Source organism: Pseudomonas sp. Lz4W, from assembly GCF_000346225.2.
GTDB classification, from domain to species: Bacteria; Pseudomonadota; Gammaproteobacteria; order Pseudomonadales; family Pseudomonadaceae; genus Aquipseudomonas; species Aquipseudomonas paraversuta.
The window spans coordinates 3,832,615-3,849,591 of sequence record NZ_CP017432.1; the positions used below are offsets into that span (position 1 = coordinate 3,832,615).

At 57.8% G+C, this 16,977-nt stretch carries 18 protein-coding genes and 1 pseudogene; 6 read left to right on the forward strand and 13 right to left on the reverse strand.

What is annotated here, in order from left to right; translation table 11 throughout:
* Positions 1-103: 103 nt before the first annotated feature.
* Both B195_RS17530 and B195_RS17535 read right to left on the reverse strand, forming a co-directional pair.
* Positions 104-1,261 carry a phosphatidylserine/phosphatidylglycerophosphate/cardiolipin synthase family protein gene (locus B195_RS17530; RefSeq protein WP_003440537.1) on the reverse strand — a complete coding sequence of 386 codons (1,158 nt, stop codon included), beginning with the start codon at positions 1,259-1,261 and terminating at the stop codon, positions 104-106.
* A 1-nt stretch (position 1,262) separates the two neighbouring features.
* Entirely contained in the window at positions 1,263-1,853 is a 591-nt protein-coding gene (locus tag B195_RS17535) for a YceI family protein (RefSeq protein ID WP_003440535.1), read from the reverse strand.
* Between the two features lie 263 nt (positions 1,854-2,116).
* Here B195_RS17535 and olsB point away from each other — a divergent pair, with 263 nt between their 5' ends.
* On the forward strand, positions 2,117-2,872 hold the full coding sequence (gene olsB / locus B195_RS17540; RefSeq protein ID WP_003440534.1) for an L-ornithine N(alpha)-acyltransferase: 756 nt from the start codon (positions 2,117-2,119) through the stop codon (positions 2,870-2,872).
* Positions 2,872-3,672, forward strand: coding sequence for a 1-acyl-sn-glycerol-3-phosphate acyltransferase (locus tag B195_RS17545; RefSeq protein ID WP_003440531.1), 801 nt, complete (start codon positions 2,872-2,874; stop codon positions 3,670-3,672). Before olsB ends, B195_RS17545 begins: the two co-directional genes overlap by 1 nt.
* A 10-nt stretch (positions 3,673-3,682) precedes the next feature.
* Here the strand turns inward: B195_RS17545 and B195_RS17550 are convergent, their stop codons facing one another.
* The gene (locus tag B195_RS17550; protein ID WP_003440529.1) at positions 3,683-4,267 is read right to left on the reverse strand and encodes an ACP phosphodiesterase; all 585 of its coding nucleotides are present in this window, start codon (positions 4,265-4,267) and stop codon (positions 3,683-3,685) included.
* A 156-nt stretch (positions 4,268-4,423) separates the two neighbouring features.
* Here B195_RS17550 and B195_RS17555 point away from each other — a divergent pair, with 156 nt between their 5' ends.
* The 3 genes from B195_RS17555 to B195_RS17565 are packed head-to-tail and all read left to right on the forward strand — an operon-like array spanning position 4,424 to position 6,975.
* Positions 4,424-4,726, forward strand: a complete 303-nt coding sequence (locus B195_RS17555; protein ID WP_003440527.1) for a helix-turn-helix transcriptional regulator — start codon at positions 4,424-4,426, stop codon at positions 4,724-4,726.
* A 12-nt stretch (positions 4,727-4,738) separates the two neighbouring features.
* Positions 4,739-5,905 carry an MFS transporter gene (locus B195_RS17560; RefSeq protein ID WP_003440525.1) on the forward strand — a complete coding sequence of 389 codons (1,167 nt, stop codon included), beginning with the start codon at positions 4,739-4,741 and terminating at the stop codon, positions 5,903-5,905.
* Positions 5,906-5,925: 20 nt separating this feature from the next.
* Positions 5,926-6,975 carry an alkene reductase gene (locus tag B195_RS17565; RefSeq protein ID WP_003440520.1) on the forward strand — a complete coding sequence of 350 codons (1,050 nt, stop codon included), beginning with the start codon at positions 5,926-5,928 and terminating at the stop codon, positions 6,973-6,975.
* A 626-nt stretch (positions 6,976-7,601) separates the two neighbouring features.
* Here the strand turns inward: B195_RS17565 and rpoS are convergent.
* The 8 genes and pseudogenes from rpoS to B195_RS17605 all read right to left on the reverse strand — a co-directional run bounded on the left by rpoS (position 7,602) and on the right by B195_RS17605 (position 14,764).
* A pseudogene (gene rpoS, locus B195_RS17570) lies at positions 7,602-8,606 on the reverse strand (RNA polymerase sigma factor RpoS).
* A gap of 106 nt (positions 8,607-8,712) precedes the next feature.
* The gene (locus B195_RS17575; RefSeq protein ID WP_003440517.1) at positions 8,713-9,540 is read right to left on the reverse strand and encodes a peptidoglycan DD-metalloendopeptidase family protein; all 828 of its coding nucleotides are present in this window, start codon (positions 9,538-9,540) and stop codon (positions 8,713-8,715) included.
* 192 nt (positions 9,541-9,732) lie between these two features.
* Positions 9,733-10,368, reverse strand: a complete 636-nt coding sequence (locus tag B195_RS17580) for a protein-L-isoaspartate(D-aspartate) O-methyltransferase (RefSeq protein WP_003440502.1) — start codon at positions 10,366-10,368, stop codon at positions 9,733-9,735.
* A gap of 41 nt (positions 10,369-10,409) precedes the next feature.
* Positions 10,410-11,159 carry a 5'/3'-nucleotidase SurE gene (surE, locus tag B195_RS17585; RefSeq protein WP_003440501.1) on the reverse strand — a complete coding sequence of 250 codons (750 nt, stop codon included), beginning with the start codon at positions 11,157-11,159 and terminating at the stop codon, positions 10,410-10,412.
* Positions 11,147-12,205 (reverse strand): tRNA pseudouridine(13) synthase TruD, encoded by a 1,059-nt coding sequence (gene truD, locus B195_RS17590; RefSeq protein ID WP_003440499.1) that lies wholly within the window; start codon positions 12,203-12,205, stop codon positions 11,147-11,149. The genes surE and truD overlap by 13 nt, the downstream gene beginning before the upstream one ends.
* Positions 12,202-12,675, reverse strand: coding sequence for a 2-C-methyl-D-erythritol 2,4-cyclodiphosphate synthase (gene ispF / locus B195_RS17595; protein ID WP_003440497.1), 474 nt, complete (start codon positions 12,673-12,675; stop codon positions 12,202-12,204). The genes truD and ispF overlap by 4 nt, the downstream gene beginning before the upstream one ends.
* Before the next feature lie 43 nt (positions 12,676-12,718).
* Entirely contained in the window at positions 12,719-13,564 is an 846-nt protein-coding gene (gene fghA / locus B195_RS17600; protein ID WP_003440495.1) for an S-formylglutathione hydrolase, read from the reverse strand.
* Between the two features lie 87 nt (positions 13,565-13,651).
* On the reverse strand, positions 13,652-14,764 hold the full coding sequence (locus B195_RS17605) for an S-(hydroxymethyl)glutathione dehydrogenase/class III alcohol dehydrogenase (RefSeq protein ID WP_003440492.1): 1,113 nt from the start codon (positions 14,762-14,764) through the stop codon (positions 13,652-13,654).
* Between the two features lie 108 nt (positions 14,765-14,872).
* On the opposite strand from B195_RS17605, the gene B195_RS17610 reads away from it, so the two are divergent.
* The gene (locus tag B195_RS17610) at positions 14,873-15,769 is read left to right on the forward strand and encodes a LysR substrate-binding domain-containing protein (protein ID WP_003440489.1); all 897 of its coding nucleotides are present in this window, start codon (positions 14,873-14,875) and stop codon (positions 15,767-15,769) included.
* 79 nt (positions 15,770-15,848) lie between these two features.
* On the opposite strand, the gene ispD is transcribed toward B195_RS17610, so the two are convergent.
* Both ispD and ftsB read right to left on the reverse strand, forming a co-directional pair.
* The gene (gene ispD / locus B195_RS17615) at positions 15,849-16,553 is read right to left on the reverse strand and encodes a 2-C-methyl-D-erythritol 4-phosphate cytidylyltransferase (protein WP_003440486.1); all 705 of its coding nucleotides are present in this window, start codon (positions 16,551-16,553) and stop codon (positions 15,849-15,851) included.
* Positions 16,550-16,828 carry a cell division protein FtsB gene (gene ftsB, locus B195_RS17620; protein WP_003440483.1) on the reverse strand — a complete coding sequence of 93 codons (279 nt, stop codon included), beginning with the start codon at positions 16,826-16,828 and terminating at the stop codon, positions 16,550-16,552. The genes ispD and ftsB overlap by 4 nt, the downstream gene beginning before the upstream one ends.
* Between the last annotated feature and the right edge of the window lie 149 nt (positions 16,829-16,977).

Here is a 16,977-nt window from a genome sequence, read left to right on the forward strand (position 1 = left end):
CGCGAGGTGGCAAGATTCTGCACGTTCGGCAGCGCTCTGTAACCGAATGCCCGGGGAAAATTTGCATAGGACTCAACAAAACCCTCAACGCGGGTTTTGCCGGCTAGTGGCGGCGCCCCAGAACGTTGACCACCAGACGGTCAACCCAGCCCCAGATTCGCTGTTTGACCCGTCGCCATAGAGGACGTGACTGCCAGGCTTGCAGGCTGATGGGCATGCTCTGGGCGAAGTCGGTGACAAAACTGGCGGCCACTGCCTGAGTCAGCACCGGGTCCAGCGCCTCCAGATTGGCTTCAAGGTTAAAGCGCAAATTCCAGTGGTCGAAGTTGCACGAGCCAATACTCACCCAATCGTCGATCAGGACCATTTTCAGATGTAAAAAGCACGGCTGGTATTCAAATATCTGCACCCCGGATTTGAGTAGCCGCGGGTAGTAACGATGCCCGGCATAGCGTACTGACGGATGATCGGTACGCGGCCCGGTCAGCAACAAGCGCACATCGACGCCCCTGCCCGCCGCACGACGCAGCGAGCGACGAACGCTCCAGGTGGGCAAAAAATAGGGGGTGGCGAGCCAGATGCGATGTTGCGCACTGTTAATCCCACGCACCAGCGATTGCAGAATATCGCGATGCTGGTGGGCATCGGCATAAGCCACGCGCCCCATACCTTCACCTTCATCGGGGACCCGCGGCAAACGCGGCAAACCGAAGTGCGTTGCAGGTTTCCAGGCCTTACGGCTGATATTGGCGCGCCACTGGCGATCAAACAGCATCTGCCAGTCCTGCACCAACGGCCCCTGGATGGCGACCATGACTTCATGCCAGTCGCAGGTGTTTTGGCCGGGCTGCCAAAAGTCATCGGTCACCCCGGTGCCACCGACCACGGCCAATTGATGATCCACCAGCAATAGCTTGCGATGATCGCGATACAGGTTGTTCAGGCCCCGGCGCCAGCTCAACCGGTTGTAAAACCTGAGCTCTACCCCCGCATCGGTCAGTCTGCGCCGCAAGCCCGGGGTAAACGCCAGACTGCCGTATCCGTCAAACAGACAACGCACCCGCACTTCGCGCCGGGCCGCCTGTTCCAGGGCCTGGACTATGGCTTCGGCACAGTCGCCGGCCTCCACCAGATACAGTTCCAGATCGACATGTACCTGCGCCTGGTCGATAGCCGCCAGCATGCGAGGGAAAAATTGCGGGCCGTCGATCAGCAACTCGAATTGATTGGCGCTGCGCCATGGAAACACTGCGCCAGCCATATCAGCGGGCCGTGAAAATCAGCACCGCACCCACCGGTACTGAAAAACTGATGGCCGACAAGCCGGCCATTTTCCGCAGGGTTTCGAGCTGGGGTTGCAAGCCAAAGTCTTCGGCCTGCAGCATCAGCGGTTCAAGTGTCACCACTTGAAAACGCCGCTCATCAAGACGGGTGGCCAAGAGTTCGGCTTCGTAGGTGTGCTGCTTGCCACGCAGGCTTACCGTGACCGGCAAGTGCAGCTCCAGTTGCGCACCATTGGCCAGGTCATTGATGGGCTGCAGATCGATCTGCGCGGTGATTTGCGCTTCCGGGAAGTTTTTGAAATCGAACAACAGGTCGCGCATGCGCTCATCGCGCAACGGCACCGCACTGTTGACCGAGTCCATTTCGATCCGCAATTGCGCGCGGCCTTTAGGATCGACCTTGCCGTGCAGCACTAAAAAACGATGCAGGTCGGCGACATTGGCATTTTGCGTGGTGATAAATGACAGCCTTGAGGACTCACCGTCCAGGTACCAGTTGGCCTGGGCAGACAGGCTCACGCCGAGGGTCAGGCACAGGGCGCAGGCAGAAGATAAAAACGCTTTGAACATAAAAACTCATAGGCAGATAAACGTGGGCGAACATTACCCCGAGTCCGGGTACTTGCAAGTGCTGTGGCGGAAAATTTTCATACAGCCTTAGGACGCTTATCCGATCCTACAGTTCCTCCAGTAAAGCACTCCCATAGAGCCTGTCATACAAGCATCACCCAAACGTCACGGTGATGACATTGCACCTGCCTAGCCTGAAGTTGCACCCCTCAGTCGATTGGCAGAAAACCAAGGCAGGCACCATGTCTGCACGGAGATTCGCAATGTCCCAGCTCGTCCGTATCCGCGACACGGTTCAAGAACGACGCCTGAAGGCAGAACGTCTGATCGGCCCCGGCGCCTTGCGTGAAGCTCAAGCCCTGCGCTTTCGCGTATTTGGCGGCGAGCTGAAGGCAAAACTCAAGAGTGCCGAACACGAACTGGATGAGGATGATTACGACGCCCATTGCGAGCATATCGGCGTTCGTGACCTCAATAGCGGCCAACTGGTAGCCACCACCCGCCTGCTCGATCATTGTGCGGCGCTGAACATCGGCCATTTTTACAGCGAAGAAGAATTCAGCCTTCACGGGCTGGCGCACCTGCAGGGCTCAGTGCTGGAGATCGGCAGAACCTGTGTCGACCCGGCCTACCGCAATGGCGGCACCATCGCTGTGCTCTGGGGTGAATTGGCCGAGGTCCTCAATCAGGGCGATTACCACTACCTGATGGGGTGCGCGAGCATTCCGATGCAAGACGGCGGCGTCCAGGCCCAGGCGATCATGCAGCGTCTGCGTGAACGCTACCTGAGCACCGTGCACTTGCGTGCAGTACCTAAAAAACCGCTGCCGGCCCTGGATATTCCAGCCAACGTCATCACCGAAATGCCGCCACTGCTCAAGGCCTACATGCGCCTGGGTGCAAAGATCTGTGGCGAGCCGTGCTGGGATGAGGATTTTCAGGTCGCCGACGTCTTCATCCTGCTCAAGCGTGACGAGTTGTGCCCGCGATATGCCCGCCATTTCAAGGCGGCCGTGTAATGCAGCGCCTGCGCCAGTATGGCCGGGTAGTGCGGGTTCTCGCCGTGGTCAGTCTGGGCCTGGGCATGGCGAGTCTGTTCGGGCTGATGGAGCGCTTGCACCTGGACAGTACGATGGCCCGTCGACAGCGCTGGTCGCAATTTTTCATGACCCGCCTGTGTGCTGCCCTGCCCTTTCGCGTCACCCTGGTGGGCGAGGTGCCTGCAACGCCAATGCTGTGGGTCAGTAACCATGTGTCATGGACCGACATTGCCCTGCTCGGAAAACTGACGCCACTGTCTTTCCTGTCCAAGGCCGAGGTTCGCGGCTGGCCAGTGGCTGGCTGGCTGGCCGCCAAGGCAGGCAGCCTGTTCATTCGCCGGGGCGCGGGCGACAGCCAGCTGGTTCGCCAGCAAATGAGCCGGCATCTGCAACAACAACTGCCGCTGCTGATGTTTCCCGAAGGCACCACTACCGATGGACGCTCCGTACGCACGTTTCATGGGCGTTTGCTGTCGGCGGCCATTGAAAGTCGGGTGGCGCTGCAACCGGTTGCGATTCGTTACTTGCGCAATGGCGAGGTCGACCGGATAGCACCCTTCATTGGCAATGATGATTTGCTGTCCCATTTATTGCGTCTGTTCAGCCATGAACAGGCGGACGTCGAGATTCATCTGCTTGAGCCAATTGCCTGTGACCGGCAGGAACGTGCCGTGCTGGCCTATAGAGCCCAGGAGGCGATAAGCCGAGTGCTCAGTGGTGCGCCGCGTCACTGCAGGAGCGAGCCTGCCGGCGCTGGCATCTGCGTGCAGGACACTTGAACCCGGGCGACTAGGGCAACAGCGAGCGCTGTTGTCTGGCGTACGTCTGTAACTGCGGATAAAACGCCCGGAAATCCTCACTGAGGGGCTCATACAGCGCCTGCAGATCCGCCATCGCCCCGGCCAGTTCCTCTGGCCGCGAAAGACGTCGGGCAATGCCCCGGAACACTTGTTCCAGTACCGCGAAATCCCGATAGGAGCCAAGCCAGTCATCCGCCGCCATGTGCGGCGCGATGGCGGCAAGACGTTTGGGCAATTGCGGCTGCGTCACCAGCACCTGGTAGAAACCTGAGGTAAAGCGGTCCAGAGGACCTTCGGCATACTGCGCCCAGTCCCGGGCCAGGCAATGGTCGAAAAAAACGTCAAGCACTATGCCAGCATAGCGCCGGCGGGTCTGGCTGAATCGCGACAGCGATTGATCGACCAGGGGATGCGCATCGGTAAATACATCAATGCTTCGATGCAGCTGGATCGCAGATTCGATTTGAGGGCTGTATTCGCCTTGCAGGCGTCCTTTTACAAAGTCGCCATACAGGCTTCCGAGTAATTCGTCAGGGCGCTGGCCGCCAAGGTGCAGATGTGCGAGATAATTCATGCCGGGCAGTTTAACACTGCCACACCAATATCGTTATAACCCGATATACCGATTTATGCTGATTCAAGAAGCAAATCGTATTTGTATATCGCGATATAACGATTTAAAGTTCGCAACTTCGCGATATAACGCTGCATTTCAATGAGCACCACCACCATGCCGATCGACCTCGACGAAATAATAAAAGCGCTGGCACACCCAGTACGCCGAGAAATCATTTGCCTGCTTAAAAACCCGCAAGTGGAGTTCCCCGACCAGCATCACAGCACTGAACACGGCGTCTGCGCCGGACAGTTCGACCAACGTTTCGGCCTGTCGCAATCCACTGTCTCCGCCCATCTGGCCACCTTGCAACGCGCTGGTCTGATCAGCAGCCAGAAGGTTGGCCAGTGGCACTTTTTCAAACGCAATGAGGAAACCATCAAGGCTTTCCTCGCCGCAATCAACCAAGAGCTTTAACAAGGATTTCCAATGCCCCTCTCGCTACTCATTCTGGCGCTCAGCGCTTTCGCCATCGGGACCACCGAGTTCGTGATCATGGGGTTGCTGCCCGATGTCGCTGCGGACCTTGGTGTGTCGATCCCGGGCGCAGGCTGGCTCGTCACCGGTTATGCACTGGGTGTAGCTATCGGGGCGCCATTCATGGCGCTGGCAACTGCCAAATTGCCGCGCAAGGCAGCCCTGGTGGCGCTGATGGTGATATTTATCATCGGCAACCTGCTCTGCGCACTGGCCAGTGATTACAACGTGCTGATGTTTGCCCGTGTGGTAACCGCCCTGTGTCACGGCGCGTTCTTCGGTATCGGCTCGGTAGTGGCTGCAGGCCTGGTACCGGCCAACAAGCGCGCTTCGGCAGTGGCGCTGATGTTCACCGGTTTGACCCTGGCCAATGTGTTGGGCGTGCCCCTGGGTACCGCACTCGGTCAGGCGGCAGGATGGCGTTCGACGTTTTTCGCGGTGACCGTGATTGGCGTGGTGGCGTTGATTGGCCTGATCCGCTTCCTGCCTGCCAAGCGTGACGAAGAGAAACTCGACATGCGTGCCGAACTGGCCGCACTCAAGGGCGCTGGCATCTGGCTCTCTCTGAGCATGACGGCGCTGTTTTCCGCATCGATGTTCACTCTATTCACCTATGTCGCGCCCTTGCTGGGCGATGTCACCGGCGTCTCGCCCAACGGTGTGACCTGGACCTTGTTGCTGATCGGCCTGGGCCTGACCGTGGGCAATATCATCGGCGGCAAGCTGGCTGACAAGCGTCTGGCCGCGACCTTGATCGGCGTGTTCATCTCGATGGCGGTTATTTCCACCGTTCTTAGCTGGACCAGTGTCGCGCTGATTCCGACCGAGATCACTTTGTTCCTCTGGGCCACCGCTTCGTTTGCCGCCGTGCCCGCACTACAAGTGAACGTCGTGACCTTCGGCAAGGCCGCCCCCAATCTGGTATCCACCCTGAACATCGGTGCTTTCAACATCGGCAACGCGCTGGGCGCCTGGGTTGGCGGCAGCGTGATTGCCCACGGCTTCGGCCTCACCAGCGTGCCACTAGCTGCCGCGGTTCTGGCGGTTCTGGCATTGCTGGTCACCCTGATTACTTTTCGCCAGAACGGCAATCCCGAACTGGCCACTGCCACACATTGATCCTTGAGAGGGCTGCATAAATGACCACGATTTTCGATCCGATCAAGCTGGGCGACCTTGAACTGCCTAACCGCATCATCATGGCCCCCCTCACCCGCTGCCGCGCCGATGAAGGGCGGGTTCCAAACGCGCTGATGGCTGAGTATTACGTTCAGCGCGCGTCGGCAGGGCTGATCCTGAGCGAAGCCACTTCGGTAACGCCAATGGGCGTCGGCTACCCTGACACCCCCGGCATCTGGTCTGCCGACCAGGTTCGCGGCTGGGGCAACATCACCAAGGCGGTCCACGCGGCCGGTGGCCGTATCGCGTTGCAGTTATGGCACGTTGGCCGGATCTCCCACGGGATGTATCTGAACGGCGAAGCCCCTGTTGCACCAAGTGCCATTGCAGCTAAAGGCCATGTAAGCCTGGTGCGTCCAAAGGTGGATTTCCCCACCCCACGCGCACTGGAAACTGCCGAGATTGCAGACATTGTCGAGGCTTACCGTGCCGGCGCCGAGAACGCCAAGGCCGCAGGCTTTGACGGCGTAGAAATCCATGGTGCCAATGGTTACTTGCTCGATCAGTTCCTGCAAAGCAGCACCAACAAGCGCACCGACCAGTATGGCGGCTCGATCGAGAACCGCGCCCGTCTGCTGCTCGAAGTCACCGATGCCGCCATTGATGTCTGGGGTGCCGGCCGGGTTGGCGTGCACTTGTCGCCACGTGCCGACCTGCACGACATGGGTGATGACAATCTGGCTGAAACCTTTGGCTATGTCGCCCGTGAACTCGGCAAGCGCGGTATCGCTTATATCTGTGCCCGCGAGCATGAAGCGCCAGACAGCCTCGGCCCACAGCTCAAGGCAGCCTTTGGCGGCCCGTACATCGTCAATGAGAGTTTCACAAAAGGCAGTGCCAATGCCTGGATCGCAGCGGGTAAAGCCGATGCTGTCGCGTTCGGTGTGCCATTCATTGCCAACCCGGACCTGCCAGCACGCCTGAAGGCCGATGCACCGCTCAATGAAGCAGACCCGCAGACCTTCTATGCTAAAGGCCCTACCGGGTACATCGACTATCCAGCGCTGTAACGCCTGACCCGGGAACAGGCGCACACTGCACCTGTTTTCTGTCTGTAACGCAAAACGCCCAGGGCCATTGCCCTGGGCGTTTTGCGTTTGATTCGGGTAACCGGCTCAACGATGAATCGCCGCTGCAGCCACTTTTTTCAAGGCAAAAAAAGGGGCGGTTTGACCCGCCCACATTTTTTCCCTATTCCCTTTTGTCCCTTTCATCATCCTGATGAATCACGTCCTGCGATTGTCCCTGAGCACTCATCCTTGAGCACTGTGTCGATCCGTCGGCACAGTTGAGATACTAAAGACTTTAAGAATGGCTGCAAGCGCATCAGTTAGGGTTTTTAAATCCGGATCAGACTTAACAAAACAATAAAAATGTTTAAATTCAATCAGTTACAACCTATGAAAGTCAGAAGCAAACTATCCGCAAGCCTGTTTTCGCCCTTGGCTTACATGAAAGGTAAGCAAAGGCTTACAGCCCATGACAGATAAAGTTCCAACCCCTGCCTGACTGCACTTTTGAGACTGACCGGTCACCCGCACGCACTCAAAAAAACCCCTTGGCAGCAGCGGTCCAGATTCTGCGGGCACAAAAAAGCCCCGAATATTTCGGGGCTTTTTAGCGAGCAGGATGCCTGTTACTGAAACAGCGACTCACTGGACAAACCGTTGCGCTCAAGGATCTCGCGCAAACGCTTGAGCCCCTCGACTTGAATCTGCCGAACACGTTCGCGTGTCAGACCAATCTCCAGACCAACATCTTCGAGGGTACTGCTTTCATGACCACGCAACCCGAAGCGGCGAATCACCACCTCACGCTGCTTGTCTGTAAGTTCAGACAACCACTGATCGATACTTTGCGACAGGTCATCGTCCTGAAGCAGCTAGCAAGGATCTGTAGGTCGATCATCTGTCAGGGTATCGAGCAGGGTTTTATCGGAATCAGGGCCTAAAGAAACATCCACCGAGGACACCCGCTCATTCAGTCCAAGCATGCGCTTGACCTCTGCGACGGGTTTTTCGAGCAGATTGGCAATTTCTTCAGGGGAAGGTTCGTGATCGAGCTTTTGCGTAAGTTCGCGTGCAGCCCGCAAGTAGACATTGAGCTCTTTGACGACATGAATCGGCAAACGAATGGTGCGGGTCTGATTCATGATCGCCCGTTCAATCGTCTGGCGGATCCACCAGGTGGCGTAAGTCGAGAAACGGAAACCGCGCTCGGGGTCAAACTTCTCTACTGCGCGAATCAGTCCCAGGTTGCCCTCTTCAATCAGATCCAGTAGCGAGAGCCCACGATTGACGTAGCGACGGGCGATTTTCACCACCAGACGCAAGTTGCTTTCAATCATGCGCTTGCGCCCGGCCGGATCTCCACTTTGCGACAAGCGCGCAAAATGAACTTCTTCTGCTGGGGAGAGTAACGGAGAAAAGCCAATTTCATTGAGATACAGCTGGGTCGCATCGAGCGCCCGGGTGTAGTCAATGTACTTGTGCTGTTTTGTAGCGGTCGCTTTTTTGGACTTGGTGCGGGCAGTAGGGGTTGATTCGTCGTCTTCTGACATCAAGTCGCTGTCGATGCCGGAGTCCATAAGGAGCACCTCATCGTCGATGTCAAACCCCGGGGCTTCTTTACTGAGAGCCATTGTTGTAGTCCTTTGGTGAGTTCGACCTCAAGCTCAAGCTTCGCCTATATCCTTGGCAATGCTGGAGCCTGTTCCTTAACTACATCAGGAACAGGCTGGTAAGCGATCAACGGCGTGGAAGGAATTGCAGTGGATCTACAGGTTTACCCTGACGGCGAATCTCAAAGTGAAGTTTCACCCGGTCTGTACCAGTTGACCCCATTTCGGCAATTGTCTGTCCGACCTTGACCTGCTGCCCCTCCCGAACCAACAGCCTACGGTTGTGGCCGTAAGCACTGACGTAGGTATCGCTGTGCTTGATGATGACTAATTCGCCGTAGCCCCTCAATCCACTGCCGGCGTAAACAACTGACCCATCAGACGCAGCCAAAACAGGCTGTCCCAAATCTCCGGCGATATCAATACCTTTATTCAAACTACCGTTTGAAGAAAATTTGCCAATCAAAATGCCATTAGAAGGCCATCCCCAGCCTTTGGGAGCAGGGCCTGCAGGCAGTGCCGCAACGGCCGCTGGCGCAGCTGCTGCGGTGCTCGCGCGTTTGATTACCGTGGTTTTGCTGCCTGCAGAATTCGAGACGACAGTCGTGGTGGTGCCACCTGCGGGCAGGGTTCCGGCACGTCCGTCAAAGCGAATTGTTTGACCTGGGACAATAGTGAAAGGAGCCGCAATATTGTTTTTCGCCGCTAGAGCCTTCCAGTCCCAGCCGTAGCGAAAAGCAATTGAGAACAACGTGTCGCCACGTCGCACCACGTATTGCCCGGTTGTTACCGCCGGACGCTGAGCGACCCCGTTGCGGTCAACCACACGCACGCCATTCTTGGGTGTGCTGGAGCACGCGGCCAACAAAACCAGGACGGCACTCAGGCATAGACCGACTACCAGTCTGTGATAGCTTTTGGTTCCCATACGCTGCGCAATGACTGTGAGACTCACCCGCCGCTCCCTTTGAAGATGGCTAAATATTAGTACGCCAGTATTGGCCATGGTTTGGCGCAAGTATAACTGGCAACACAGCTTTACAGACGGCAAAGCCAAATCATAAAAAATTCAGGCAACGACAGAGCCCGACCGCTGCGCAGTATGACCTGCACCCGGCCCCATAATTCAGCAGGGCCGAACAAAGACTCAGGCCAGGGGCCCGTTGAGCAGCGGCACAAAGCGCACATTGCCGATCACCCGCCGGGCAAAACCGTGCTCTTCACGTACGATCAGCATCAATTGCTGAACCTCGCCTGCCCCCACCGGAATCACCAGGCGCCCGCCGGGGGCCAATTGATCCAGCAGCGCCTGGGGGACATCGGTCGCCACCGCGGTCACGATAATGCCGTTATAAGGCGCCAGCGCAGGCCAGCCTTCCCAACCGTCGCCCCATCGGAACACCAGGTTACGCAGGTTGAGCTCGAGCAGTCGCTCCTTGGCCCGATCCTGCAACACCTTGATCCGTTCTACGGAAAATATTCGCTCGACCAGCTGCGAGAGAACCGCGGTTTGATAACCCGACCCGGTCCCAATCTCCATGACCTTGTCCAGCGGGCCGTCCTCAAGCAGCAACTCGCTCATGCGGGCGACCATATAAGGCTGGGAGATGGTCTGGTTGTTGCCTATGGGCAGCGCCGTGTCTTCATAGGCCCGGTGCGCCAGTGCTTCGTCCACGAACAGATGCCGTGGCGTACGCCGAATAACCTCAAGCACTTTCTGGTTAACGATGCCCTCTTCCCGCAGGCGCTGAATCAGCCGCTCCCGGGTACGCTCGGAGGTCATGCCAATGCCGCGATGCATCAGGCCATCCTGTTCACGCCCCATCACCCCAGACCCTCCAGCCAGACACCGAGGCTTTTGAAACCATCGCCAAAAGTGCGGTCAAGTTGCAGCGGCGTGATCGAGACATAGCCCTGCATCACGGCATGGAAGTCCGTTCCCGGGCCGCCATCCTCTGCATCGCCGGCAGCCGCAATCCAGTAGCCGGCCTTGCCACGCGGATCCACAACCCGAACCGGCGCCGCAGCACGGGCACGATGCCCCAGACGCGTGAGTTGAATACCGCGAATTTTATCGAGCGGCAGATTGGGAATATTCACGTTCAGGACCGTACGCGGCGGCAAGTCCAGCACCCCGTGCGCTTCAACCAGCTTGCGGGCGAAATAGGCCGCTGTCGGCAAGTTGTCCAGTTGACGCGACACCAACGAAAACGCGAACGAAGGGTGATCGAGAAAACGCCCCTCAAGCGCCGCAGCCACAGTCCCTGAATACAGCACATCGTCACCCAGATTGGCACCCAGGTTAATTCCCGAGACCACCATGTCCGGCTGCTGCTCCAACAGACCATTAAGGCCCAGGTGAACGCAATCGGTCGGCGTGCCATTAATGCTGATAAAGCCATTGGCCAGGGTGTGCGGATGCAAGGGCCGATCCAGCGTCAGTGAACTGCTCGCCCCGCTTTTGTCTTGCTCGGGCGCAATCACCACGCACTCGCAATAATCGGCCAGCGCGCCATAAAGCGCGGCCAGACCCGGGGCAGTGACCCCGTCATCGTTTGAAATCAGAATACGCATAGGCTGTCCGTTTGACCCAAAGGCACCAGATCAACAAGTTCTCGCACCAGGACAGTAGCGAAGCATCCGGCCGGCAGAACAAATTCCAGTTGCAGAATGTCAGGCTCCGGATAATGCCACGTCAACCGGCCAATGGGCAGCCGCAGGATACGCCGTTCATGGCTCATGCCTGCTCGAACCAGCCAGTCACGCAAATCAGCTTCGCGCCCGGCAACGGACTGTTCCAGTTCATGGGTTGCACCGGTGGTCGGCGACTCGCCCTCGCCCCACAAGGGACCGGTGGGATGAAGGTCGAGAATGCTCAGTCGCGGGTCGCTGCATTCAGCCTCACCCGCCGCAAAGAAACTGCGACTGTCGGTAAAGGCCAGTAAATCGCCAACCTGTGCACGTTGCCAGCTACCATCGGCTACCCGCGCCGCCAGCACCTGATTGAACAGATAACTGCGAGCGGTGGACAACAGCCGCGAGCGCACATTGCGCTGCTCAGGCAAGGCTTTGCGCGCCGCATAGTCACGGGCCTCACCCAAATTACCGCCCTGCCAGCCGAAACGCTGGGTGCCGAAATAGTTCGGTACGCCCTGTTTGGCGATCAGTTCAAGACGTTGCGCCAACGCATCCTTGTCCCCGGCCAGTTGCGTCAGGCGCAGGGTGAAACCGTTGGCAGCATGGGCGCCGCGTTGCAACTTGCGTTTGTGGCGGGTGCTTTTGAGAATTCGCAGGGTGTCGTTTTCAGCGCCCGACATGTCAGGATCGGCCTTGCCCGGCAACTGCACGCTGAACCACTGGCGCGTCAGGGCCTGACGGTCTTTCAAGCCTGCGTAACTGACCGTACGCAGCGGCACGCCTGCGGCCTTGGCGATCCGCCGTGCGGCTTCTTCAGTGTTCAGCCCCCGCTTCTCGACCCACAACCACAGATGCTCGCCATCACCGGACAACGGAATATCCAGCACTTCATCAACCTGGAAGTCTTCAGCCGTGGCCTTGAGCACCGCGGTCCCCAAAGGCTCGCCGTAAGCCAGCGGCCCCAGCAGATCAAACTCGTTCATCCGCGAACCAACAACGCGACGGAATGCACAGCGATGCCTTCTTCACGACCGACAAAGCCGAGCTTTTCGGTGGTGGTGGCTTTTACGTTTACCTGGTCCAAATCAACCTCTAGATCCGCCGCAATCAGCGCGCGCATCGTTTCAATATGCGGCGCCATTTTTGGCGCCTGGGCAATGATGGTGTTGTCGACATTGCCGACTTTCCAACCTTTGGCATGGATCAGCCCGACGACATGACGCAACAGGACGCGACTGTCTGCGCCCTTGAAAGTCGGGTCGGTATCAGGAAAGTGCTTGCCGATGTCGCCCAGCGCCGCAGCGCCCAACAAAGCATCGCTGAGTGCGTGCAACAGCACGTCGCCATCAGAATGGGCCAACAGCCCGAATTTGTGGGAGATCCGCACGCCGCCCAGGGTTATAAAATCGCCTTCAGCAAAACAGTGCACATCATAGCCGTGGCCAATACGCATAAAAAAACGCCCCGATTAAGTCAGGGCGTGATTCTACCCACTATTAAGCGCTTAGTGCGCTCGCGTGGTGACGCAAGTGGTCGTCAATAAAGCTGGCGATGAAAAAATAGCTATGGTCGTAGCCCGGCTGCAGACGCAAGTTCAACGGATGCCCCGCCAGTTTCGCAGCCTGCTGCAGTGCCTCGGGCTTGAGCTGCACACTCAGAAAGTCGTCCCGATCTCCCTGATCCACCAATAGCGGCAGCTTTTCACGGGCCTCGCTGATCAAAATGCACGCGTCCCATTCACGCCACCGCGAGCGCTCATCCCCCAGATAATGGGAGAAGGCCTTTTGCCCCCACGGGCAATCCATCGGGTTGCTGATCGGCGCAAAAGCGGACACCGACTGATAGCGTCCCGGATTGCGCAACGCACAAACCAAAGCTCCGTGGCCACCCATGGAGTGTCCGCTGATCCCGCGTTTTTGCGAGGCAGGGAAATGCGCTTCAACCAATGCCGGCAATTCCTGCACCACATAATCATGCATGCGGTAATGCTGAGCCCAAGGCTGCTGCGTTGCGTTCAGGTAAAAACCTGCACCCAGGCCGAAATCCCAGGCGCCATCGGGATCATCCGGAACCCCGTCGCCACGGGGGCTGGTGTCCGGCGCCACGATAATCAGCCCCAGTTCGGCGGCCATTTTCATAGCGCCGGCCTTGTGCATGAAGTTTTCATCGGTACAGGTCAAACCCGACAGCCAGTACAACACCGGCAGCCTGGCGCCCTGCTCGGCCTGGGGCGGCAAGTACACGGCAAATACCATGTCGCAACCCAGTACTTCAGAACGGTGCCGGTAGCGCTTGTGCCAGCCACCGAAGCTTTTCTGGCAGGAAATATTTTCCAGTGTCATGGACAGCTCCAAGCTTTCAGCTGCAAGCCACAAGTAAAAGCAGGCATGTGTTTCTCCCGCTTATAGCTTGTAGCTTGCAGCTCTTCGTCAGAAGTGGATTACAGTACGAATGCTTTTGCCTTCGTGCATCAGGTCGAAGGCCTTGTTGATGTCTTCCAGGCCCATGGTGTGGGTAATGAAAGTGTCCAGCGGGATTTCACCGGTTTGCGCCATGTCGACATAGCTTGGCAACTCAGTGCGCCCACGCACGCCACCAAAGGCCGATCCACGCCAGACTCGGCCGGTGACCAACTGGAACGGACGGGTCGAAATTTCCTGACCGGCACCGGCGACACCGATGATGACGGACTCGCCCCAACCTTTGTGGCAGCACTCCAGTGCCGCACGCATCAGTTGCACATTGCCGATGCACTCGAAAGAAAAATCGACGCCGCCGTCAGTCATGTCGACTATCACTTCCTGAATCGGGCGATCAAAGTCCTTCGGGTTGACGCAATCGGTCGCGCCCAGTTGCCTGGCGATTTCAAACTTGCCCGGGTTGATATCGATGGCAATGATCCGCGCGGCCTTGGCCTTTACTGCGCCGATCACCGCTGAAAGGCCGATGCCGCCCAGGCCGAAGATGGCTACGGTGTCGCCCGGCTTGACCTTGGCAGTATTGATCACGGCACCAATACCCGTGGTGACACCACAACCCAGCAGGCAGACCTTCTCCAGCGGTGCGTCTTTTTGAATCTTGGCCACCGAAATTTCCGGCAACACGGTGTATTCCGAAAAGGTAGAGGTGCCCATGTAATGGAAAATTGGCTGCCCTTTGTAGGAGAAGCGCGTGGTGCCGTCCGGCATCAGGCCTTTACCCTGGGTGGCACGAATCGCCTGACACAGGTTGGTTTTGCCTGACAGGCAGAATTTGCACTTGCGGCATTCCGGCGTGTACAGCGGGATGACGTGATCGCCCACTGCGACGGAGGTAACACCTTCGCCGATCGCCTCAACTATAGCGCCGCCTTCATGGCCCAAAATCGACGGAAAGATGCCCTCCGGATCGGCCCCCGACAAGGTGTAGGCATCGGTATGGCATACACCCGAAGCCACCACCCGCAGCAACACTTCACCCGCCTTGGGCATCGCAACGTCAACTTCGACGATTTCCAGCGGTTTCTTGGCCTCGAAGGCTACGGCAGCACGTGACTTGATCATCAATCGACTCCAGCAAAGTTAAAACAAGACCAGGAGTGTAAATCAGCGCTGACTGATTAATAATCCGGACAAAAGCAAAACATTATTGCCATACAGGGATAATCAACTGTGAATGAGAGCCGCTGGGAAGGCATTGATGAGTTTGTTGCGGTGGCCGAATGCGGCCAGTTCACCGCTGCTGCAGAACGCCTTGGCGTGTCGTCATCGCACATAAGCCGCCAGGTCGCCCGACTCGAAGAACGCCTGCAAACCCGCCTGTTTTATCGCAGTACGCGCCGGGTAACCCTGACCGAGGCCGGTCAGACATTTTTACAGCACTGCCAGCGCTTGCAAGACGGCCGCGAAGAAGCCCTGCGTGCAGTCGGCGACCTGGCCAGCGAACCCAAAGGCATGCTGCGAATGACCTGCGCAGTGGCCTACGGCGAACGCTTTATCGTGCCGCTGGTGACACGTTTTATGGGGTTGTACCCGCAGTTACGGGTCGATATCGAACTGAGCAATCGTCCATTGGATCTGGTGCACGAGAGCCTTGATCTGGCGATCCGCCTGGGCCGGCTGCAGGACTCACGACTGGTAGCCACCCGCCTGGCACCACGACGTATGTATCTGTGTGCATCGCCGTCATACCTGGAACATTACGGCCGCCCCCATAGCCTGTCGGAATTGAGCCGTCACAACTGTTTGATTGGCAGCTCAGATCTATGGCAATTGCAGCAGGACGGGCGCGAATTTTCGCAGCGGGTGCAAGGCAACTGGCGCTGCAACAGCGGGCAGGCAGTACTGGATGCAGCCCTGCTGGGGGTCGGGCTGTGCCAGCTACCGGACTATTACGTGCTGGAGCATTTGAAGACTGGGGCTCTGGTGTCTTTGCTAGAAACTCATCAGCCACCCAATACCGCGGTTTGGGCGCTCTATCCGCAGCAACGGCACTTGTCGCCAAAGGTCAGGAAGCTGGTGGATTATCTGAAGGAAGGATTGGCAAAGCGAGAGGAGTATTTGGGTTAGAAACCTGTAGCAACGAGCTTGCCTCGCCATCTTTTGATCTTTTAAAAGATCGCGAGGCAAGCTCGCTGCTACAGAGGGATCAACGATTGACCCAGCGCAACCGCAGCCACTCGAGGTCCTCGGGGCGGGTCACCTTGATGTTGTCCGAGCGACCCTCGATCAGGCGCGGCGCGAGGCCCGCCCACTCCATGGCTGAGGATTCATCAGTGATTTTGGCATCTGCCACCAGGCTATCAGCCAGGGCCCGGTGCAATGCTCCCAGACGGAACATCTGCGGCGTGTACGCCTGCCAGATCAGACTGCGATCGACGGTTTCAACCACCCGGCCATGCTTGTCGACGCGCTTGAGCGTGTCCCGCGCAGGAACCGCCAGCAAGCCACCGACCGGGTCGAGGGCCAGTTCGCGCAGCAATTTGTCCAGATCTTCACGGGACAGGTTCGGGCGTGCGGCATCGTGAACCAACACCCAATCGTCATCAGACGCGCCCAGTGCATGCAGATGCAGCAACGCATTGAGCACCGAATCGGCACGCTCACGCCCGCCCTCTACCCGGGCGATCCGTGGATCTGCGGCACAGGGCAAGGAAGGCCAAAAAGGGTCATCAGAGGCAATGCTGACCACCAGCCCCTTGAGGCCCGGATGGTCAAGAAAACAGCCGAGGCTGTGTTCCAGAATACTGCGCCCGCCCAACTGCAAATACTGCTTGGGACGGTCCGCGGCCATACGGGCACCAACGCCCGCGGCAGGAATCACGGCCCAGAAGGCCGGTGACAGGGAACTCATTGGGCCAACTGGTAGAGGGTTTCGCCCTCCTTGACCATGCCCAACTCATGGCGAGCACGTTCTTCAACGGTCTCCATGCCTTTTTTCAACTCCAGAACTTCCGCATCCAGCACACGGTTGCGCTCCAGCAATACTTCGTTTTCAGCATGCTGATCGGCGATTTGCTGGGTCAGGTCGGTAACCTGCGCCAAACTGCCATTCCCCACCCACAGGCGATACTGTAGGCCAGCCAGCAGCAAGAGCAAGATGAGAAACAACCAATTAGGACTGCGCATCGAATATCAGGTATCCAGTGAAAAGACAGCCATGCCGAAAAACGTAAACAACCAATAGTACAAAGCCTGGAGAACCCAGGCTTGTATAGATTCAGATTAGTGTCAAAAAACTCGTCTAAGCGAAAATTCCGACACAACCTGCTGTCTTT